The following is a 19,834-nucleotide window of genomic DNA, read 5'->3' as shown; positions in this document are numbered from 1 at the left end:
CGTTGTCCAGCTATTAAATGAAGCGCTGCAGACAACGTTCTGAGGGAATTCTTCAGTCATGCGGGGCGCCTAATGGATATCAGTCTCTGCTCCATCCTGATGTCCGCTTAGGGTGGGTCGGTAAGCGCCGGTCATGCCACTGACCTTTGATTGAGGCGTCAGGGTACCGCCGTTGCCAACTAAGTCGAACGTGTCCCAAAAAGCGGACACATTCGTCCCCTCCGGCGCGAGCCAGAAGCGTCACCGCACGAAAAGGGAGTTCGAACCTATTTCGGCCACCCCGCTTTGGCTGCCGCCGCATCCAGCGCACGAGAAAATCGCCCGATGTCTTCCGGCCGGAACTCGGCCAGAAACAGTTCTTTGACCGCCGCCTCGTAGATGCCCCACATCTTCTTGCGCAAGGCCTTACCTTGCCGTGTGACGGACACGAACGCGGCGCGGCCGTCTTCCTCTGACCGGATACGGGTCACCAGTTCTTCACGCTCCAGCCGGTCAATCAGGCGAGTCAGGTTGTACCGCTCGATGGCAAGCACATCGGCCAGCTCATGCATCCGGCGGCTTTCCTCCGGCCCGCTTTCAATCCCCCACAGCACGTCGTACCACGCGTAGACTGGCAGTCCAGCCTCGGCAAGACGCCGATCCACCTCACGTATCAAGGCCCGGTGCGACCGTACAAACGAAAACCACAAATCCGGCTTCTCAGTCGACATGGTATCTCCAATAGTTGCAGTTGCAATTATGCCGCAGAGCGCTCACAATGCCCAGACGATTGCAACTGCAATTCATTTGAAGCGCAATGGCCACGCCTATCCGACCGGGCCTGATGCGAACCGAAGCCCCGTCAATCCCATGGAGACAGAGATGAATGCCCCGGTGTTGCCGCTACACGTATTGCCGCTGGATGTGGACCCGCAGGAAACCCAGGAATGGATTGAGGCCCTGGCCGCCGTGACCGAAGTGGAAGGCCGCGAACGCGCCCACTACCTGATCGGCCGCCTGCATGAATCGGACGCGGCCCGACACGGGGATTTCCATGGCGCAATCACGACGCCCTACGTCAATACGATTGCCGAATCGGGCGAGCAGCCGTACCCAGGCGACACCTCGATCGAGCGCCGACTGGCCGCCATGGCGCGCTGGAATGCCATGGCGATGGTGTTGCGGGCGGGCAAGCACTCCAACGTCGGCGGGCATATCGCCACATATGGGTTCTCCGCTTTCTTCTGATGTCTACGGGTCGACCTTCGATTCTGTTGTTGAGGGTAAACCCCCTTTGCGCCACATAGGTAGGCTACCTAACATTAGCCACCAATCGCCCTCGGAGATATTTCCATGACGGAGTCGCCTGCTCCCACCCCTTCCTCCAACCCATCTTCCGCGGTAGAAGGGCGCTGTCCTTTTGATGCGGCTGCGAACGAGCCGAAATCAGCGTGTCCTTTTCACGCTGAGGGCGACAGCGGCGGAATCCCAGATTTCCCCCCTAAGCGCGTAGATCCCTTGGCGCCGCCGCCGGTGTTCTTCCAGATGCAACAGAAGGGCGAATTGGCACAAGGTAAGCTTTGGGACGGAAAGATCGCTTGGCTTGTCACGCGTTATGACGATGTTCGCGCTGTCTTGTCGGACTCTCGCTTTAGCTCCGACGTCTCACATCCGGGATTTCCCTCTTCCAGCGCCGCAGTAAAGGTTGTTCGGAGTAGTAACCGGACCTTCATTACCCTGGATGAACCCAAGCATTCAGAGCAACGGCGGATGCTGACCGGCGAATTCACGATCCGAAAGATCGAGAATCTGCGGCCGCGACTTCAGGCCATCGTGGACAAGCTCTTGGAAGATTTTGCGATGGGGCCGCAGCCTTCTGACCTGGTTAGCGCCTTTACATTGGCGACACCAGCATTGGCTATCTCAGAGTTGCTTGGTGTTCCATACGACGATCACGACTTCTTCCAAGAACAGGCGATGATCATGACGTCGAGCACCGCGACGAGGGAAGAGGCTAGCGCCGCGAATCAAGCGTTGTGCGAATACCTGCGTGAACTGGTGGCGAAGAGATCCGAAAGCCCCGGGGAGGACATCCTCAGTCGCCTTATCGTTAATCATGTACGGAAGGGCGATATCACTGAAACAGACGTGGTCTCGCTTGGAAGGCTTCTGCTGATTGCCGGGCACGAGACGACGGCAAATACGACGTCGATGGGGGTGCTCTTCCTACTTCAGAGGCCGGACATCTGGGAAGAGCTTCGCCAGAATCCAAGCCTCGTTCCAAACGCGGTGGAGGAGATGCTACGCTTCCTGGATGTCATACAGTCCGGGACGCGACGTGTCGCACTGGAGGACGTTGTCGTGAATGGGCAATTGATCCGAGCCGGTGATCCCGTTGTCGTGCTTAGTATTTCCGCAAATCGCGACCAGGAGCAGTTCAAAGATCCCCACGTCTTTGACCTCCGCCGTGATGCCCGGACACAGATCGCATTCGGATACGGCCCGCATCAGTGCATGGGACAAGTTCTCGCCAGAGTCGAAATGCAGATCATGTTCACCGCCCTACTGAAGCGCCTGCCGAATCTTCGGCTGGCCGTGCCCATCGAGAGCCTCGCGTTCAAGAGCGATTCGCTCATGTATGGTGTTAGGGCACTGCCCGTTAGCTGGTAAATCCACTACGGCGAATCACGATGAAAATCACAATCTATCCCGAAAAATGCTGCGGTTCCGGCCAATGCGTCGTCAATGCGCCGGATCTGTTCGACCAAAAGGATGACGGAATCGTCATTCTTTTGAATGCCGATCCGTCGGCCGATCAATACAAAATCTGCACGCTTGGCTGCTGGGATCTGTCCGGCGTTGGCAATCGAGATTCACGAGGCTCTCTGATGATTCCCCTAACAGGCTGCTGAAGTACTCATCGCGCAAGCGATGAGTACTTCGCCTCAAGGCTGGTAGGTTCGCTATTTCTCACAATCCGGAAGTCGGACCTCCCTGCATCGACTTTTCCTGCGTTTTGACGCCCATTTCCGGCCTCATTACCGCGATTACTGCAACTGCGGACGGATTTGTCCCAGCGAGCGCATGCGCACGAGGTTGTAGGCGGCCATGCTCAGCACAAACATCTGGTCGACCTTCTTCAGGCCGCGCACCATCACCTGACGCATGCGCCCCACGGTCTTGACCCAGCCAAAGCCCTGTTCGATCAGCTTGCGCTTCTGTTGCGAGACCGCATAACCGGCGCTGCTGGCAATGGCATCAGGAACGGCCGAGCGCCGCCCCGAGGTGTTCTGCGCCACGTGGGGCGTCACCTTCATTTCCAGGCAGGCCTGAATGAACTCCTGCGCGTCGTATCCCTTGTCCGCGCCGACGGTTACTTCCACGTTCAGGTCCTCAACCACCTGCCTGGCATCGTTGAGCATTACCTTTGCGGCCTCGCGCTCGGCGTGTCCGTCCGCATTGGTCACCATGGCGCTCACCACCAGGCCGTGGCGGTTGTCGCTCAGGGTATGACCCATGTAGCGCAGCTCGCTGGCTGTCTTGCCCTTGCGGTACAGCTTGGCATCGGGATCGGTCTTGGACTCGTGCGTCTCGTTGCTGCGCTTGCGCCCCTTGAAGTTGCCGCCGTCGTTATCGTCTTGGTCGCCGCCATCCTTGCGCACGAAACTCTTGTGGCCTGCCCACGCCTGAACCAACGTGCCGTCTACGCTGAAGTGCTCACCCGACAGCCAGTTCTTCTTCTGCGCGATGGCCAACACCTCGTTGAAGAACTGGATCACTGCATCATGTTTGATCAGCCGTTCGCGGTTCTTGGTGAAGACCGTGGGCACCCAAACTGGGTCGTCCATCGACAGCCCGATGAACCAGCGAAACAGCAGGTTGTACTGCGTCTGCTCCATGAGTTGGCGCTCGGAGCGAATGCTGTACAGCACCTGCAGCAGCATGGCCCGCAGCAACTTCTCCGGCGCGATGCTTGGCCGGCCGCCCTTGATATCGGCCTCGTACATCTGCGCGAACAACCGGTCCATCTTCACCAGCGCCTGATTGGCCATGGTGCGGATCGAGCGCAGCGGATGGGACTTCGGCACGAAATCCTCCAGCCTCCGCATCGTGAACAAACTCTCGGTGAAGGTGTCTGCGCCGCGCATGAATGTGGGGTTGGATGGGGTCCTCAAACCAACGCTTCAGCCAGTCCTCGCGCTGACTTCCGTTGGAGGTATTTCAGCGGCCTGCTAAGCAAATCGTAGTCATCGGGGCAACGGCCGCCGGCATCACGGCGGCACGAGCAGCCTGCGCGCGCGAGGCTGGGGCGGATGGTACTTCCATCGCAAAAGAGGGCGGCCTGCCCAACGGCCGCCCATCTCTTTCGAAGCGGTTGATGGCTGGCAAACGTTCAGTAGAGCTCCTCTAAATAGATCGCCTAGCGGGCATAAAATTTCATTCCGCAAATAACATCTGCCGAAACTTTAAATCTATTATAGAAAGATGACTCAAAGTCATAGGATTGGCTCCACCCAATTCTGTTCGAAATATCCGGTATAGATCTTTCCAGTCCTGCCAATTCGAACAGCGAACGCATAAGCCGCTGCGTGTTACATATTTCCGTGAAGCAATTGCCCTGGCTGAAGAGGGTCCGCCTGACTCTCGAGGATGTTGTCTGCAAACTATCCGCTATATCTGCAATATTCCAAGCTTCCTTTGGATTCATAAACACCGACAATGAAATTGCCTCCCAAAGCGGCCTGGAATCCCACAGATCGTGCATTGGTTGATCACGCACCACAGAATAACTAGTTACATCCAGATCGAAGCTGCAATGCGAGCTCTTAAAAATAGAGCCGCCCAAGAACAGACTCGCAGGAGAAAAAGCGGGGAGCTTCACGAACTTCCCCTCTTTAATTACGCGTGAATAGCCTTGTCGGCTGATTATCTGCTCGCCACTCAACGAAGTCACTTTCATTGGAATTGGAAGAAAAATATCATGGATCCCGACTTGGCTTCGTGACTGAAGTTGCGTCTGCATCAATTACGCTACTATCCCGGTCCGATACTATGAGCAGCGCGAGGATGTACCACCGCGCTGCCGGAAACGATGAGGGTCACCCGCCATCGCAATTCATCGAGCACTTACTCTTCGCGGCGCCTTAGGCAGCCTTGTCAAGCTCGGGATGCATGGAGTCCGACATCTGCGCCAGATGATGCAGCGTATCTCCGAACACCGATTCCATTTGGGTAAGGCGTCTAAAATAGTGGCTGACGATATACTCATCCGTCATTCCAATCCCACCGTGCAATTGCACGGCCTGCTGGCCGACGAATCGCATCGACCCGCCCAACTGATATTTCGCTTGTGCCATGGCGCGACGTCTCTGGTTCGCCGGCGCGTTGACGTTGAGCGAGGCGTAGTAGCTCATAGACCTCGCGAGCTCTAGACTCATCTTCATATCTGCGACGCGGTGACGCAACGCTTGGAAGCTCGCGATAGCGACGCCGAACTGCTTGCGCGTCTTCATGTACTCCACCAGAGCCTCCAGGGTTACGTCCATCACGCCCACGGCCTCTGCACACGTCATTGCAATGCCAAGATCCACGGCATACGACAGGCAATCCTGGCCTTCGCGGGTGACTAGCGTGCCCGGCGCCTTCGACAACGTCAGCTCCGCGGCGCGCGAGCCGTCGACAGTTTGATAAGGGTGTACCAATACACCTGGGGCGGAGCGCTCCACAAGGAACGCTCCGAGAGTGTCAGCAATCATGGCGGGTACAATGTACGCAGCAGCATGATCGCCAACCGGCACGAGGCTCTTACTCCCAGTAAGCTCCCAACCTTCCGCCGTCTCGACTGCTCGCGTCTCGCACGTATCGATGCGATAACGATTCGCGCGCTCCTGCTGGGCCAGTACGACCAGACTTTCTCCAGAAGCAATCGTAGGCAGCCACGCCGCGCGTACGCTTGCTTCGGCGTAGTTCGACAGCACTGCACCCGCAAGTAGAACTTGCGCCAGCGGTTCGAGTACGATGCCCCGCCCCAGTTCCTCCATAACCACCATAACGTCGACCGGCCCCATACCGACGCCGCCATACTCTTCTGGGACGTAAAGTCCAGTCAGCCCAAGCTCCGCAAGCTCCGAATACGCGTCCGCGGAAAATCCGCCGCTGCTCTCGGAACTGCGACGGTGCTCAAACGTATAGCTACGCTTTACCCACTTTCTTACTGCATCTCGCAGTTGGTCCTGGTCGTCAGTGAATTCGAAATCCATGCTCTACTCCTTTATCCGAGGACCACTTGCGAAACAATGTTACGCTGCACTTCATTGGAGCCACCGTAGATAGTGGTTTTCCGCAGATTAAAATATGTCGCGGCAAGCGGAGCGTTCCGTCGCTCTCCACCTGGGAACTCGCCATCCCACTCCGTCAACATAGCGTCTTGAATAAATGGGAGGCTATAGGGACCTGCAGCCAGCATCATCAATTCACTGTAGCGCTGTTGAATCTCACTGCCTCGGATTTTCAGTAGGCCTGCGATATCCAATGGATTCTTCCCGGATTTTTCTGCCGAGATAACGCGAAGAACCAGCATTTCGAGCGCGATAATATCTACCTCGAGCTTCGAAACCTCGTCTTTGAAACGAGGGTCGTCCATCATGCCTTCTGCAGCCGCGATTCGCTTCAGGCGTCGGAGCTCACGCTTGGCACGCCCGACTTCTGCAATGTTCGAGCGTTCGTGACTGAGAAGGTGTTTGGCATAGGTCCAGCCCTTATTTTCTTCGCCAATCAGGTTCTCAACGGGGACCTCAACATTGTCGAACCAGACCTCATTGACCTCGCACTCGCCGTCCAGCAGCTTAATGGGCCGAACCGTGACGCCAGGCGAACGCATGTCAATGAGCAGGAAACTGATCCCTGCCTGCGGCTTCCCTTCTGTATTGGTCCGGACGAGACAGAAAATCCACTCCCCGTACTGAGCCAACGTGGTCCAGATCTTTTGACCATTGACTATGTACTTGTCTCCCTTTCGCTCCGCTCGTGTCTTGAGCGAAGCCAGGTCGGAACCCGATCCCGGCTCGCTGTAACCCTGGCTCCACCAAACATCGCCCGTCGCAATGCCGGGCAAGAAGCGCGCCTGTTGCTCAGCGTTACCAAATGCCATGATGACTGGTGCCACCATGACAGGCCCATAGGGCACGAGTCGCGGTGCTCCTGCCAACGCGCACTCTTCCTCGAATATGTGCCGCTGCACTGGTGTCCAGCCCGTGCCGCCGAACTCGACTGGCCACTTATACGTCAGCCAACCCTTTTTCCCCAGAATTTGGTGCCAACGCTGCATATCGGTGCGGGATAGCTGCAGTCCGTTGTGCACCTTGTGCGAGATCTCCTTCGGCAAATGGGCGTCGATCCACGCATGTACCTCTTTTCTAAATTCCTGCTCTTCTTCTGTGAAATTCAGATCCATTTCTCAGTCCCCTACTGTGTTAGTTAGTCCTAGCGGCCCACGAAAACGGGAGCGCGACGCTCCTTGGCCGCCAACGCCCCTTCCCGGGCGTCTTCACTCCTGGCCAGCATCTGAGCTTGGTACTGGGCGCTATAGCCTGCCTCAACCAGTCCTACCGGAATCGAGTGTCTCGCCGCCTGTTTGAGGAAACGCAGTACCAGCGGCGCTGCGCTCGCAATCTGACGCGCTGTCACTAGAGCTGCCTCTGTTTCGCTTCCTGGTTCACAGAGTTCGTTTACGAATCCGACTTCATAGGCCCGTTGGGCGGATACCGGGCGCCCGGTCAACATGAGCTCCATCGCGATCTTGTGGGGAATCCGACCGACCAGCGAGCTAATCAAGCCGGCTGCCATGCCTAGGCGACCTTCGGGATAGACGAAGGTCGTTGCCGAAGTCGCTACACAAAGATCGCAGAATGCAAGCATCGATACGCCCGCCGCTATCACGGGGCCATTAACCGCTGCAATAACCGGCTTTCCAATGTCAAATGCGACATTGGGAATGGCATGCCAAAAGGAATCCGGTGGATCGTCCGTGTCGAGGCCTGCCGTAAACACCGACCCCTCTGCACGTAGCAGGGCAACGCGATCCTCTGAGCCCGCGAAGTCTTGCCACGCGTCGTGCAACGCGTCGCACATTTCCGAGTTCAGCGCGTTTCTCTTATCCGGCCGATTCATCGTAATGACCCGGACGAAATTTTCTGATTCGATTTTTATCAACTCGGCCATGGCGTTCTTAACGCTTCTTGTTCAGGAAGGATTTGAAGATTTCCTGAGTGGCTTCGGTATTCAAGAGTTCGGCGAACATCTTCACTTCCAGGTCGAGCGCAGAACCCACAGCGGCACGATTCTCGTGGTTCAACATCCGCTTTGTCGCGCGTACCGAAGCCTTGGGAAGCTTTGCCAGTTCGGCAGCCGTTTCGCGCGCCCGTGCAAGGGCTTCCCCGTCCTGCGTCAGCGACGTCAGAAGCCCGGCATCGAAAGCTTCTTCTGCATCAAAGAACTTTCCAAGCATCAACCACTCACGTGCCTTCCGGACACCTACCAGCGATTCGAGCAGGTAGCTGGATGCGCCCTCGGGGCACAGACCCAGCGATACGAACGGCATGCGGAAGCGCGCATCTTGGGATGCGTAGGCAAAATCGACGTGTTGCAGCATCGTGGCGCCGATTCCAATCGCCAGTCCCTCGACTGCTGCGATTAGCGGCACATCGATCGCGGCCATCTTCCGGAGAAGCGTGACAGCAGGGGAATCTTCATTACCCCGCCGGGTCTGGAAATCATTGATATCGGCACCGACAGTGAAGTGTCCGCCCGCACCATGCACGATGACTGCGGCACATTCCTTGTCCGCGTTGGCCTCATCCAGAAGACGGGTCAGTTCCTGGTACATCGCGGCGCTGATCGCATTGCGCTTTTCTGGACGCGCAATGCAAATCTCCAGGACGTTTCCGACATTATTAGCTTGGATGCTCATGATTGCTCCTGAAGTGTCTTTTTTGACGTTTGGCAACTAATCACCCCACGTTCTTCGAGACCGGCGATGTGGTCCGCGGAAAGTTCTAGCAAGTCGGAAAGCACGTCTTCTGTGTGCTGACCGAGTTTCGCGGGCGCCCGAACGTAGTGCACCGGCGTTTTACTGAATTTGATGGGATTGGCGATGCCCCGTACCGAGCCGATACCTTTGTCAACCGGCACGTCGATCGTCATCTGACGGTGGATGACCTGTGGGTGAGCAAAGGCTTCCTTGTAGGTATTGATACGACCGTGCGGGATATCCGCTGCGGAGAACGCGGCAAGCCAATGCTCGGTTTGGCGCGCCGCAAGAACCGACGACACCTGCGCAATTAGCGCCTCTCGATTCCGAATGCGTCCGGATGCGGAATAGAACGTCGAATCCCGGGCCAGTTCTTTGGCGTCGATCGCTTGGCAAAAGCGTTGCCACTGGGAATCGTTCCCCACAGCAACTACCACCTTACCGTCTGCCGTATCAAAGACTTGATACGGTACGAGAGACGGATGCGCGTTCCCCCACCGGTGCGGTTCGGCGCCATTGATCAGGCACGACAATCCCTGATTCGACGACAAGCCAACCAGACAATCGAGCAGTGCCAAATCGATGTGCTGACCTTCTCCCGTGACATTCCTGTGGTTCAACGCGGCGAGGATCGCGACCGTCGCATACAGTCCCGTCGTCAGATCAGCAATGGCGATCCCGACCTTCTGTGGCCCACCACCAGGCTCGTCATCACGCTCGCCCGTTATGCTCATCAGCCCGCTTTCCCCCTGGAAAACGAAGTCGTAGCCGGGGCGGTCAGCGTACGGCCCGGATTGGCCGTACCCGGTGATAGAGCAATAGATCAGGCGCGGATTGATCTTTTTCAGACTGTCGTAGTCAAGCCCTCGACGAGCCAGATCACCAACCTTAAAGTTCTCTACAAAGATGTCGCACTCAAGAACGAGCTTACGGATCAGATCCGCACCGTCTGGGTTGGCGATGTCCACGCCAACCGATCGTTTGTTCCGATTTGCGGAAGCGAAGTAGGTGGAATCCTCAAGCACTTCCGCTTCACTCGTCATCGCATACGGCGGCCCCCACTGCCGCGTATCATCCCCTCGCGATGGGTGCTCAATCTTGATGACATCGGCTCCCATGTCGCCCAGCATCTGGGTACACCATGGCCCTGCGAGCACTCGCGTCATATCCAATACGCGAATGTTCCCTAGAGCTTGTTTCTGCATAAGAGACATTCCGTCATCCCTCGTTCATTTGGATAGATTTGTACTCGAGGAACTCATCCAAACCGACGTGACCCGCCTCCCGGCCAACACCGCTTTGTTTGAAGCCGCCGAAGGGCGCTACGGGGTTGAATCGGGCGCCGTTAATATCGACCTGTCCTGCACGAATCTTCTTAGCGGCGTCGAGTGCGAGGTCAGGATCGCCCCAAACGGCCGCCGCCAGGCCATACACCGTTGCGTTGGCGATGCGGATGCCGTCGTCGATTTCGTCGTAGGGAATCACGCAGAGCACGGGGCCAAACACCTCTTCCTTGGCCAGATAGTTATGTTGATCTGTGAGAAACACCTTCGGGCTGACGAAGAATCCTGCAGGCGGAACATCCTGGCCTGACGCGATGAGCGTGGCGCCCTCCGCTACCCCTTTTTCCGCTAGTTCCTGCACGCGGTCACGCTGCTTGCCAGAAATGAGCGGGCCGATCCGATGGCCTTCGACGAGGCTGGATCCGACAGAGAACTTGGCGAGTTCTTGCTTCACCAGGGCTTCGACGGCCGACACATCACGCGAGTGAACAATCAACCTGGTCAGCGCGCTGCAAGTCTGACCGTTGTTGAGGAAGCAGGAAGCGAGCGTTCCCTTGACGGCCACAGTCAGGTCCGCACCCGGCAATACCAAGGAAGGCGACTTGCCGCCCAATTCCAGCGTCACCTTCTTAATGGTCGACGCGGCCAAGCAAGACACTGCACGACCCGCTTCCGTGGATCCTGTGAAGCTAACCATGTCCACGCCGTCAGCTCGCGCCAACGCTGCGCCCACTACCGCACCCAAGCCGTTCACAACGTTCACCACGCCCGAAGGAAAGCCTGCGTCATTGATGGCATCGCAGATAAGGCGCGTTGTTCGGGGCGTCAATTCACTTGGTTTGAGCACGACTGTGTTCCCGGCCAGAAGCGCGGGCACCACCTTCAGAATGATCTGATGAAGCGGGAAATTCCATGGCGTGATACATGCCACGACGCCGAATGGCTCCCGGACGATGACAGATGGGCCCGTTCGCGATTGCCATGGAAATCCTTCCGCCAGCTTTACGAAGTTCCCAATGTTCCGAATGGGCGAGTCGACTTGAACGATGCGTGAGATCTTCAAGGGCGTGCCAACCTCAGCCGCGATAGCATCGGCCAACGACTCCTGCCGATTTGTGAGTTGGTCTTTTAGGCGATTAAGAATTGCGCATTTGTCCGACACGGATGTTGCGGACCAGCTGGCCAATGCGTTCTGCGCGGCACCCAAGGCGAGACCGACGTCCTCCTCGGTACCTGGAAGAATTTGGGCCGATACCAGGCCAGTATTCGGGTCCTCTACGTCGATGAGCTGTGTGCCAGAAGCACGGCGCCACGATCCCCCGATGTATTGCTGATCGAAGATCTCCGGCATCACGACTGCACCTCTGAAATCTCTTCGACTTTCTCGGGGCTACCGGACCATCCCCACGCCAACGAGGTTCGGGATACACCAAGTAGGACGCCATTCAGCGCGCTCGGATGGATCCAGAGGCCGTCCTGCTCGGGCTTGCCCGTGTCGGTCCTTCGGGTCCACTTTGCGTTGCGCGATTCGAGTCGCCTGATTACGTCCGCCAAATCATGCGTTTCGATGTAGCACATGTAAAGTGCGTCACCTCGCTTGCCCGAAAACCTGCCCATGGCAAAGGCGGGATCATGCGCTTCAGCCAATTCGATGCGATCGAGACGATCCGGCGCGAACATCAGCAGCGTGCCTTCATAGCCAAATCGCGCGAACGTGATGTCTACTGCCTTGTCGCGCTGCAGGCCCAGTTTTCGCGCGTAGCAATCCGCGACTTCTCGCCAGTCGGTGCTGAGAACCATGGTGAGCTCGTACAGAAACGACACAGGACCATTCGCTCGAACCCGCGCTGCCGCTTCGCTGACAACGAGTGGCATGCCATAGAGGCCGCCCGCGTTCAAATAGAGACGGCCGTCGGCTTCAGCAAATCGGATACCTTGCTCGGCAAGGAACCTCTGGCATTCAGCCAGGCTAGCTGTCGAGACCCCTCCAAAGAAGAGGCCTTCCCCGAAGCTATCAAGATGATCACTTACGACCCCTGCTCCCCGCGGGGTCCAAAGTTCGACCGTGCTTTCGCCGATTACCAGGCTACGGCCACGGGCATTCAGATGGTCGCTTGCAAGCTCATCAAGATACTGCGCCCCAAGTACTTCCCTGTAGTTCTGCTCTGCTTGATCGAGGTCGCGCACCGCAACGAGGATTCTGTCAACCGAGTTCAACATTGCTTCTTCCTTAAAGTAACTGACCTACTGCACGGTGATGTGCGCGGTACGAATGAGCTTTTGCCATTTCGCCGACTCCTGCTGGATGAATCGGCCGAACTCATCTCGTCCTGCGCCAGAGATGATTCCGCCGATGTCGCCAATCTTGCTGCGGACGTCAGGCATCTTGAGTACAGCTTGAATTTCGGCATCCAAACGGGTGACGATCGGCTTCGGCGTTGCGGCAGGTACCAAGACGCCGAACCAACCAGTGATCTGATAGTTGCTCAGACCAGCTTCAGTCATCGTTGGGACGTCCGGCAGCAACGGGGAACGGACAGCACTCGTGATGGCGAGTGCGCGAACCTTTCCGCCTTTTACGAGATTCAATGCCGAAGGCATGTTGTCAAACATGATCGGTACATGGCCTGCCATCGTGTCGTTCAGGCCGGGGCCGCTACCGCGGTATGGCACATGAACCATGCGCAGGCCCGCTGTCGAAGCGAACAGTTCACCCGCCAAGTGCAAAGATGTTCCGTTGCCAGGCGTTGCGTACGACAAGGGATTGGGCTGTTGCTTCGCGTACTGAACGAGTTCCTTCACCGATTTGACCGGCAGTTGCGGGTTGACCACCAGCAGGTTGGGAACCTCCGCCAGGAGCGTCACCGGCGCGAGATCTCGCGTGGGAGAAAAGCGAGCGTCGGGAGTAAGCGTGGGGTTGATGGCAATAGGACCAATATTGCCCATAACGATGGTGTATCCATCAGCGGGCTGTTTCGCAACATAGGCCGTGCCAACATCGCCCCCAGCGCCTGGCTTGTTCTCGATCACCACGGGCTGCCCGAGTCGTTCAGAGAGCTTGGCACCGACGATACGTGCCAGCATGTCAGTGGTGCCGCCCGGCGGATACGGCACGACCCACTTGATCGGGCGACTCGGCCAGGACTCGCTGGCGTTCGCAACAGATTGACCGGTCGCTGCCCAGCACCCCACCACAGCGGCGCTCAAGCCCAATATCCATCGTTTCATTCGTTGTCTCCTGACCTCAAGAAGCAGGTTGCATCTCAAGGGCACCTGGCTTATGATGTTCACTAGGTGAACTAGCGGTACACAGGGTGTACGAATGAAGAATAATAGATCGATCCAACGCTGTCTAGCGGTGCTGCGCGCTTTCCGAGAGAACGGGCGACCTACGTTGGCGGAGTTGTCGCGTGCCGTAGACCTGCCGCACCCGACCGTTCTGCGCTTTCTATTGACTTTGGAGGAGGAGGGATATGTCGCGCGCGAGGGCAACCAATGGCGCTTGACTACCCGAGTCTTCGAAATCGGCTTTGCTGCTTTGGAAAGTTTGGGAGTGACAGACTCGGTTCAGCAGATGCTCCAGCAACTGGCTGACACGTACGCAGGAACATCCAACCTGGGTGAAGCGAACCCCGACGGGGTGATCATTATTGGAAGGGCGATGGCACTCGCGGAACGCCGTCGCCTCGTGGTGATGAATCTCCGGGTTGGAAGCATCCTGCCTCCAAGTAGCGCGCTCACACAGGCGTTGACCCTCGGGGTCGGTGAATGGGCGATGGTCGAGTATCCAGAGAGCAATCAGATCTCAGTTGCAGTCCCGCTTGCTCGGGTTGGCAACCGCCAGCTGGCTATCGGGATTTCCACATCGCCAGCCGAGGCGACACCCGAAAGGATCGAGAATGAAATCATTCCAACACTTCAGAATGCCGCAGCGATGGTCTCAAGGCTTGTTGGGATGGGGCCAGCGTAGGGAGTTCGCTCATCGCCCCGGGTGCGGAACCGTCGACTGATCAACACGAATCTGCCCGCTTGGCCGCTGGGATCTGTCCGGCGCTTGCAATCGAGGTTCACGAGGATCTCTGATGATTTCCCGTGAGCACATCGTAGTCGTCGGGGCACCCGCCGCCGGCATCACGGCATCACGGCATCACGGCGGCACGAGCGCTGCGGGCGCAAGGGCTGGCCCGGACGCCTTACGCTCATCGGAAAAGTAGGCGGCTTACCCTAGCATGGCGCTCATTGGACACGCCGACGAGGCCAGTTTCGCGACGGCTTGTGAAACGCGACGCATCATACTGACGCACGATTCTGATTTCTTGGATGATCAGCGCTTCCCATTTCACCGTAACCCAGGCGTGGTCGTTCTACTAGCTGCAACTGGCAATGGGACGCTGGAAATCGCATTAGCAGATCACTTGCGCATACTAACGCCCCGTACGGCAACGCCCATGTTGGCGCCAATATCTTCGCAACAGACGATCGAGAATGGACCGTCCGCAGGCATACTCGCGCCGAAGGAAGGCACGTTGAAACCCGCATCAAGCTGCATCCAGGAGATGACGCCCTAATTTGGGAGTAGCGGAGGCGTACCTAGCTACGCAGACGATTCTGCGACATGAAAGTTGCCGGGCAGGATCAATCTTCGAAGCTGTTCTGATGCGTGGTGTCTGCGACACTGCCGCTTTGGCTGGCGGTCAACGTAAAGGCATTGAGATCTGGGGCCGCTCAGTAGCCAGTACTTTGAGCCCGCATCCGATACTCCAGATCAATGCGGCCACCTTGGTTGTCAGCGTGCTCGTACTGATGATGGCGCGACAACCCGGTGTTCTGGCGATGCACAACTGTCATAGTTGCTGCGGCGCGATCCGTCACTAGGGAATCGCCTTATGTGGACGCCTCCCGGATTGCAAGCCGATTGACATGGTGGTCGACAGGTGAAGGCAGCACGCCTATGTCCGGCCCTTTTGTGCAGGCCGCTCAGCCTGCTGGCCCATATGGAATTCGCTGGCGAGGTCCTCATCTGATCATCGAGCGTTGCTGCTCACATTCCCTATCGGGTTTTCCTCGCCCCGGTCCAACCTGTTAGCCATCATGCGATCAATGCTTGCGCTCCTTGAGAAGAAGTCAGTTCAGGCGGGCCACGCACCTGGCTATGCAGCCATGGCGGGTGCCGTGTATCTCGTATCCCTTGCTAGCACCGCCCAGATGGTCCGGGCGAGTTTGTTGGCTACGGCAGCCACCACTACATTGAAAGGACGTCGCTGAAGCAATCCGTCGAGCCAGGCGGTTCATGCGCCTTTGATGATCACCGATCTGGCGCCGTGTATGAGTAGGGTGCGCAGGTAGGTGTCACCTCGCTTGCTAATGCCAAGCTGGCGCACGTGACCACCGGTGCCCGTTTGTTTCGGTACCAAGCCTAACCAGGCAGCGAACTCACGCCCGGAGCGAAACGTTTTGGCATCGCCGATCGCAGCCACCGCAGCCGTGGCGGTTAGCAGCCCCACGCCAGGAATTTCAGCGATCTTCTGGCATTCCTGATTGTCGCAAAGCGCAACCTTGAGCCGACGTTCCAGCACAGCGATTTCCTTGTCGGTTGCCTGCACGCGTGCCCATTGCTCTCGTAGGCTGTCGATCAGTATGGCTGGCAAGCGATTCGCGATCTTGGCAAGCGCACCAGAAATTTTTTCGGCAAATTCCCGATATCCTTCCGGAAGGACTTCACCAAACTCATAGAGTAAGCCGCGCAATGCGTTCGTCTGCATGATCCGGAACTTCATCAGTTGAGCCCGGATGCGGTGCAGCGCCAGAATGGTCTGTTGCTGCTCGCTCTTGATCGCAACAAACCGCGCCTCGGGCTGCTGGACTGCTGTCCAGATAGCTCTGGCATCGGCAGCGTCGGTTTTATTACGCAACACAAAGGGACGAACCGATCGCACAGAGATGAGCTTCACTTCGTGGCCGAGCTTCTGCAGTTCTCGTGCCCAATGGTGGGCGCTGCCGCAAGCTTCGATGGCAATGAGTGAACGCTCCCGCTGAGCAAGGAAGTCGGTGACCTGGCTCCGCTTCAACTTGATGCGCTCGATTTCACCAGTGTTGGCATTCACCGCATGAAGTTGGAAGACATGCTTGGCAATATCCATGCCGATGACGGTAAGCTTCATTTTGGATCGTCCCGATCAGGGTCGTTTGCAATCGACACCTCCACTTTGGCATAGGGATGCCATGGCAGCGAGGACCCTTACAGTTACTCTTGCAGGTAAGCGGCGCCCCGTTGCCGGGGGGAGGCGTCCATACCGTCTGATTAAATCAGTGCGCGAGTCATCGAGGCATTGGGTGAGCGCGTTGTCATGAGCGTGTCCATGATTCAGGTCCTGTGATGAAGCGACAGATCAGTTTTGCGGAAGCGGAAAGTCACGGCAAGAAGCGTGTGACGCGCCGCCAGCGCTTCCTGTCGGAGATGGAGAGCGTGGTGCCGTGGGCGCGCCTGATTGCGGCGGTCGAGCCGTACTACCCCAAGGGCAAACGTGGCCGGCCGCCGATCGGCCTTGAGCGGATGCTGCGCATTTACTTCCTCCAGCAGTGGTACGGGCTGTCGGACGAGGCACTGGAAGACGCGCTGTACGACAGCATGGCGATGCGGGCGTTTGCCGGGATCGACCTGGCAGTCGAGGCGGTGCCAGACGCGACCACGCTGCTGAAGTTTCGCCGCCTGCTCGTCGAGCATGAACTGACGCGAAAGCTGTTCGACGAGATCGGCATCATGCTGTGCGAGCGGGGACTGATGATGAAGGAAGGCACGATTGTGGATGCCACCATCATCGAGGCGCCACCGTCGACCAAGAACAAAAAGAAGAGCCGCGACCCGGAGATGCACCAGGCCAAGAAAGGCAATGCTTGGCACTTTGGGATGAAAGCCCATGTCGGCGTGGATGCGGCCTCTGGGCTGGTGCATAGCGTGGTGGGCACTGCGGCCAAGAGTCGGACGTGTCGCAGGCCCATGCCTTGCTGCATGGCCACGAGGAGCATGCGTTTGGCGACGCGGGCTACACGGGCGTGGACAAGCGCGAGGAGATGCAAGGCAAGACCGTGAAGTGGCAGGTGGCCGTCAAGCGCGGCAAGATCAAGGCGATGTGTGACGGAGCCGTCAAGGACTTGCTGATCGCCGTCGAGCGGGTCAAGGCACAGATTCGGTCGCGGGTTGAGCATCCGTTCCACGTTATCAAGAATCTGTTTGATCATCGCAAGGTTCGCTACAAGGGCCTGTTCAAGAACACGGCGCAGTTGTTCAGCCTGTTTGGTTTGGCGAATCTGGTGTTCGCCAGGAGGCTGTTGTTGTCCTCAGAGGGGAGCAATCCGTCCTGAGCGCGCAAAAGCGCGACCAGGAAAGGTGCGAAACGCGAGAAAGACGGCTTGAATCGGCCCATCTCTCCCGGATTGCGAAAGCTGAAGTCCTTGGCTTGTGCAACATCAAGCGCAAACCTCATTGATCAGCAATTCCTTAGTGACAACGGTGCCGCTCATTATCGTCACAGCAGCAAATTCGCCAATAAAGGACCTGCGCCAATTAGTCTCGATGGCAAAGGCTAGGCCAGGGCAGATCACCTTTGGATCCGCCGGCAATGGTTCGGGCAGCCATCTGGCCGGGGAACTCCTTAGTACCATGGCTGGCGTCAAGATGAACCACGTTCCCTATAAGGGAGACGCGCCTTCGCTCACAGACGTGCTCGGTCAGCAGATCAATGTTGCCCTTCCCACCTCGCTCGCGGGAATGCCGCAAGTCAAGAGTGGAAAGCTCAGGGCGCTCGCGGTCACGAGCAAGACTCGATTACCGTCACTGCCCGATGTGCCCACGGTAGATGAAGCGCTCGGGATAAACGGCTACGAAGCCGTTTCCTGGGGCGGGTTCATGGTCCCGAGCGGGACATCACAGGCCATCATTGCTAAGATGAACAGCGAGTTCAACAAAGCCCTTCAGGATCCGGAGTTCCGCGACAAGCTGATGGCTCAAGGAGCGCAGATCGCAGGCGGCACGCCTGAGGCGTTCAATGCGTTTCTTCGCGCCGAAGTTTCGAAGTGGAAGCGAGTGGCAGATTCAGCAAAGGTCCGGCTCGACTAGCCTCACCAGGGATGTCGATCCGTCGTCGGGAACCCCCCGACGACGGAAACTGCTTTCGACTACCAATCGTTACAATGGATGGCAGACGGCCGACATTCCGGCTGAAGATAACATCTGACCCGATATGGTGAATGTCAAGCAAGTCGCCCTCCTCGCCGGCGTTTCCTCGGCAACAGTCTCCCGTGCACTGACATCGCCGGATAGGCTGCGACCTGACACGCTGGAGCGCGTGCAGAACGCTATTGCAAGCCTCAACTACGTTCCCTTCTCGGCGGCTCGCGAACTACGTCAGGGGCGCACGCGATCGGTCGGCATAATTGCGCCGACACTGATGAATGAACTTTACGCCAAAGCAGTAGATACCTTGGAGGCCCAGCTCGACCGGCTTGGATATACCGTTCTGTTGACTTGCCATCGGGACGACAGTGAGACCGAATTGCGCTGTGCGCGCGCCCTATTGGAGCGTAGAGTCGACGGGATCGCAATAATCGGTTCACAACATCATCCCGAAGTCTTCTCGCTGATACACAAGCACGCTATTCCGTATGTACTAATGTGGGCCGTGGACCGCGAAGGAATGCATCCGACGGTGGGGTATGACAACCGCTTGGCTATGCGCAGGCTAACCACCTACTTAGTCAAACAAGGACACCGGCAGTTTGCAGTGCTCCCAGGTCCTCTCGAAACTCAGTTTCTATCGTCTCAACGGCTTCTGGGGATCCGAGACGTCCTCAGCGAGAACGACATTTCCTTACCCGATAACCGCATTTTTCCGACCCCTTACGATGCATCTGCTGTGCGACAAGCGGTGCGCGTCTGCCTGCAGCGCAAGGACTTGCTGTTGCATCGGGAACAGCCGACCGCCCTGATATGCATCAATGACTTCATTGCTGTGGCGGCGATCGCGGAGTGCCGCACATTGGGACTTTCGGTTCCGAGCGACATCTCTGTCACAGGCTTCGGCGACTGGCAGATGGCGGAACTGGTAACACCCGCGCTAACGACAGTGCACTCGAATCCCGTTCTGATTGGCGAGCTTACTTCGCGCAACTTGATTGAGCAGATCGAAGGAGGAGCCAAAAACATCCAGACCGAGTTCGAGCCTGACCTAGTAATTCGCGAAAGTACTGCGCCACCTCGATAATAGATGGCGGCCTCAAATCAAAAGTGCAACACCTTGCCATCATGCATTACTGTCCTGATCGTCCCAAGACTTCCCATAGCCGCATGATTTCGCGAGCCTTGGTCTGACGGTCGATGACGTCCGCTTTTCCATCGAGGCCCATCGCCTCACGAGGGAATTCCGCACATCCTGCCGGTGCAAGTTGGACGATCGAGATGCCCTTTCAAAACGGCATAAAGCTGCCTTGCGGCAGCGACGCGTTCTTGTGGCGTTGTTGCTTGTGACACGATCCCGTTCCCCTTTGA

19 protein-coding genes and 2 pseudogenes are annotated in these 19,834 nt (G+C 57.5%); 9 read left to right on the top strand and 12 right to left on the bottom strand.

The annotated features are described in order from the left end of the window. Nucleotides 1-266: 266 nt before the first annotated feature. Nucleotides 267-710, bottom strand: coding sequence for a MarR family winged helix-turn-helix transcriptional regulator (locus AC3WRR_RS03930; RefSeq protein ID WP_043355349.1), 444 nt, complete (start codon nucleotides 708-710; stop codon nucleotides 267-269). A 151-nt stretch (nucleotides 711-861) separates the two neighbouring features. Here AC3WRR_RS03930 and aceE point away from each other — a divergent pair. The 3 genes and pseudogenes from aceE to AC3WRR_RS03915 all read left to right on the top strand — a co-directional run. Continuing rightward, nucleotides 862-1,224 (top strand): annotated as a pseudogene (gene aceE, locus AC3WRR_RS03925) (pyruvate dehydrogenase (acetyl-transferring), homodimeric type); the annotation flags it as partial. A 108-nt stretch (nucleotides 1,225-1,332) separates the two neighbouring features. After that, nucleotides 1,333-2,649: a cytochrome P450 gene (locus AC3WRR_RS03920; RefSeq protein WP_081050313.1), complete on the top strand. Its 1,317-nt coding sequence runs from the start codon at nucleotides 1,333-1,335 to the stop codon at nucleotides 2,647-2,649. 20 nt (nucleotides 2,650-2,669) lie between these two features. After that, complete coding sequence (locus AC3WRR_RS03915) at nucleotides 2,670-2,891, top strand: ferredoxin (protein ID WP_199414552.1); 222 nt, start codon at nucleotides 2,670-2,672, stop codon at nucleotides 2,889-2,891. Nucleotides 2,892-3,026: 135 nt separating this feature from the next. On the opposite strand, the gene AC3WRR_RS03910 is transcribed toward AC3WRR_RS03915, so the two are convergent. Further along, nucleotides 3,027-4,127 carry an IS5 family transposase gene (locus AC3WRR_RS03910; protein ID WP_058698229.1) on the bottom strand — a complete coding sequence of 367 codons (1,101 nt, stop codon included), beginning with the start codon at nucleotides 4,125-4,127 and terminating at the stop codon, nucleotides 3,027-3,029. A 62-nt stretch (nucleotides 4,128-4,189) separates the two neighbouring features. Here AC3WRR_RS03910 and AC3WRR_RS03905 point away from each other — a divergent pair, with 62 nt between their 5' ends. After that, entirely contained in the window at nucleotides 4,190-4,390 is a 201-nt protein-coding gene (locus AC3WRR_RS03905) for an FAD-dependent oxidoreductase (RefSeq protein ID WP_369597129.1), read from the top strand. Nucleotides 4,391-4,399: 9 nt separating this feature from the next. Here the strand turns inward: AC3WRR_RS03905 and AC3WRR_RS03900 are convergent, their stop codons facing one another. The 9 genes from AC3WRR_RS03900 to AC3WRR_RS03860 all read right to left on the bottom strand — a co-directional run bounded on the left by AC3WRR_RS03900 (nucleotide 4,400) and on the right by AC3WRR_RS03860 (nucleotide 13,518). Next, complete coding sequence (locus tag AC3WRR_RS03900; protein WP_143010733.1) at nucleotides 4,400-5,002, bottom strand: helix-turn-helix transcriptional regulator; 603 nt, start codon at nucleotides 5,000-5,002, stop codon at nucleotides 4,400-4,402. 121 nt (nucleotides 5,003-5,123) lie between these two features. Beyond that, nucleotides 5,124-6,239, bottom strand: a complete 1,116-nt coding sequence (locus tag AC3WRR_RS03895) for an acyl-CoA dehydrogenase family protein (RefSeq protein WP_058698228.1) — start codon at nucleotides 6,237-6,239, stop codon at nucleotides 5,124-5,126. Between the two features lie 11 nt (nucleotides 6,240-6,250). Then, nucleotides 6,251-7,432 carry an acyl-CoA dehydrogenase family protein gene (locus AC3WRR_RS03890; RefSeq protein ID WP_058698227.1) on the bottom strand — a complete coding sequence of 394 codons (1,182 nt, stop codon included), beginning with the start codon at nucleotides 7,430-7,432 and terminating at the stop codon, nucleotides 6,251-6,253. Nucleotides 7,433-7,461: 29 nt separating this feature from the next. Then, nucleotides 7,462-8,199 (bottom strand): enoyl-CoA hydratase/isomerase family protein, encoded by a 738-nt coding sequence (locus AC3WRR_RS03885; RefSeq protein WP_058698226.1) that lies wholly within the window; start codon nucleotides 8,197-8,199, stop codon nucleotides 7,462-7,464. Between the two features lie 7 nt (nucleotides 8,200-8,206). Next, entirely contained in the window at nucleotides 8,207-8,947 is a 741-nt protein-coding gene (locus AC3WRR_RS03880; protein ID WP_043355358.1) for an enoyl-CoA hydratase/isomerase family protein, read from the bottom strand. Continuing rightward, entirely contained in the window at nucleotides 8,944-10,212 is a 1,269-nt protein-coding gene (locus tag AC3WRR_RS03875) for a CaiB/BaiF CoA transferase family protein (RefSeq protein WP_058698225.1), read from the bottom strand. Before AC3WRR_RS03875 ends, AC3WRR_RS03880 begins: the two co-directional genes overlap by 4 nt. Before the next feature lie 13 nt (nucleotides 10,213-10,225). Beyond that, the gene (locus AC3WRR_RS03870; protein ID WP_043355360.1) at nucleotides 10,226-11,641 is read right to left on the bottom strand and encodes an aldehyde dehydrogenase family protein; all 1,416 of its coding nucleotides are present in this window, start codon (nucleotides 11,639-11,641) and stop codon (nucleotides 10,226-10,228) included. Continuing rightward, nucleotides 11,641-12,510: a VOC family protein gene (locus AC3WRR_RS03865; RefSeq protein ID WP_052495072.1), complete on the bottom strand. Its 870-nt coding sequence runs from the start codon at nucleotides 12,508-12,510 to the stop codon at nucleotides 11,641-11,643. Before AC3WRR_RS03865 ends, AC3WRR_RS03870 begins: the two co-directional genes overlap by 1 nt. 24 nt (nucleotides 12,511-12,534) lie before the next feature. Further along, nucleotides 12,535-13,518, bottom strand: a complete 984-nt coding sequence (locus AC3WRR_RS03860; protein ID WP_058698224.1) for a Bug family tripartite tricarboxylate transporter substrate binding protein — start codon at nucleotides 13,516-13,518, stop codon at nucleotides 12,535-12,537. Nucleotides 13,519-13,612: 94 nt separating this feature from the next. On the opposite strand from AC3WRR_RS03860, the gene AC3WRR_RS03855 reads away from it, so the two are divergent. Next, complete coding sequence (locus AC3WRR_RS03855) at nucleotides 13,613-14,260, top strand: IclR family transcriptional regulator (protein WP_043355366.1); 648 nt, start codon at nucleotides 13,613-13,615, stop codon at nucleotides 14,258-14,260. 259 nt (nucleotides 14,261-14,519) lie between these two features. Beyond that, nucleotides 14,520-14,858: a DUF5615 family PIN-like protein gene (locus AC3WRR_RS03850; RefSeq protein WP_377747427.1), complete on the top strand. Its 339-nt coding sequence runs from the start codon at nucleotides 14,520-14,522 to the stop codon at nucleotides 14,856-14,858. A gap of 582 nt (nucleotides 14,859-15,440) precedes the next feature. Here AC3WRR_RS03850 and AC3WRR_RS03845 read toward each other — a convergent pair. Then, nucleotides 15,441-16,451 (bottom strand): annotated as a pseudogene (locus AC3WRR_RS03845) (IS110 family RNA-guided transposase). Nucleotides 16,452-16,666: 215 nt separating this feature from the next. Between AC3WRR_RS03845 and AC3WRR_RS03840 the strand changes: the two are divergent. From AC3WRR_RS03840 to AC3WRR_RS03830, 3 genes are all read left to right on the top strand, one after another. Next, a protein-coding gene (locus AC3WRR_RS03840; RefSeq protein WP_412459421.1) for an IS5 family transposase occupies nucleotides 16,667-17,652 on the top strand; the annotation gives its coding sequence in 2 pieces (ribosomal slippage) (nucleotides 16,667-17,264 and nucleotides 17,264-17,652; 987 coding nt in all). 121 nt (nucleotides 17,653-17,773) lie between these two features. Further along, a complete protein-coding gene (locus tag AC3WRR_RS03835; protein WP_233528039.1) occupies nucleotides 17,774-18,406 on the top strand; it encodes a tripartite tricarboxylate transporter substrate-binding protein in 633 nt (210 codons plus the stop codon). 124 nt (nucleotides 18,407-18,530) lie between these two features. Further along, complete coding sequence (locus AC3WRR_RS03830) at nucleotides 18,531-19,550, top strand: LacI family DNA-binding transcriptional regulator (protein WP_058698223.1); 1,020 nt, start codon at nucleotides 18,531-18,533, stop codon at nucleotides 19,548-19,550. Nucleotides 19,551-19,834: the final 284 nt, after the last annotated feature.

It is taken from the genome of Cupriavidus sp. FW305-3-2-15-C-LB2, assembly GCF_058787575.1.
The sequence above is the reverse complement of the archived record's forward strand: the minus strand, read 5'-3'. Positions and strand labels throughout refer to the sequence as shown.

Coding starts and splice junctions, on each gene's coding strand:
- AC3WRR_RS03875 (WP_058698225.1), bottom strand. CDS start 10,212: ATGCAGAAACAAGCTCTAGGGAACATTCGCGTATTGGATATGACGCGA.
- AC3WRR_RS03930 (WP_043355349.1), bottom strand. CDS start 710: ATGTCGACTGAGAAGCCGGATTTGTGGTTTTCGTTTGTACGGTCGCAC.
- AC3WRR_RS03915 (WP_199414552.1), top strand. CDS start 2,670: ATGAAAATCACAATCTATCCCGAAAAATGCTGCGGTTCCGGCCAATGC.
- AC3WRR_RS03885 (WP_058698226.1), bottom strand. CDS start 8,199: ATGGCCGAGTTGATAAAAATCGAATCAGAAAATTTCGTCCGGGTCATT.
- AC3WRR_RS03910 (WP_058698229.1), bottom strand. CDS start 4,127: ATGCGCGGCGCAGACACCTTCACCGAGAGTTTGTTCACGATGCGGAGG.
- AC3WRR_RS03900 (WP_143010733.1), bottom strand. CDS start 5,002: ATGCAGACGCAACTTCAGTCACGAAGCCAAGTCGGGATCCATGATATT.
- AC3WRR_RS03920 (WP_081050313.1), top strand. CDS start 1,333: ATGACGGAGTCGCCTGCTCCCACCCCTTCCTCCAACCCATCTTCCGCG.
- AC3WRR_RS03880 (WP_043355358.1), bottom strand. CDS start 8,947: ATGAGCATCCAAGCTAATAATGTCGGAAACGTCCTGGAGATTTGCATT.
- AC3WRR_RS03890 (WP_058698227.1), bottom strand. CDS start 7,432: ATGGATCTGAATTTCACAGAAGAAGAGCAGGAATTTAGAAAAGAGGTA.
- AC3WRR_RS03855 (WP_043355366.1), top strand. CDS start 13,613: ATGAAGAATAATAGATCGATCCAACGCTGTCTAGCGGTGCTGCGCGCT.
- AC3WRR_RS03895 (WP_058698228.1), bottom strand. CDS start 6,239: ATGGATTTCGAATTCACTGACGACCAGGACCAACTGCGAGATGCAGTA.
- AC3WRR_RS03865 (WP_052495072.1), bottom strand. CDS start 12,510: ATGTTGAACTCGGTTGACAGAATCCTCGTTGCGGTGCGCGACCTCGAT.
- AC3WRR_RS03870 (WP_043355360.1), bottom strand. CDS start 11,641: ATGCCGGAGATCTTCGATCAGCAATACATCGGGGGATCGTGGCGCCGT.
- AC3WRR_RS03850 (WP_377747427.1), top strand. CDS start 14,520: ATGGCGCTCATTGGACACGCCGACGAGGCCAGTTTCGCGACGGCTTGT.
- AC3WRR_RS03830 (WP_058698223.1), top strand. CDS start 18,531: ATGGTGAATGTCAAGCAAGTCGCCCTCCTCGCCGGCGTTTCCTCGGCA.
- AC3WRR_RS03860 (WP_058698224.1), bottom strand. CDS start 13,518: ATGAAACGATGGATATTGGGCTTGAGCGCCGCTGTGGTGGGGTGCTGG.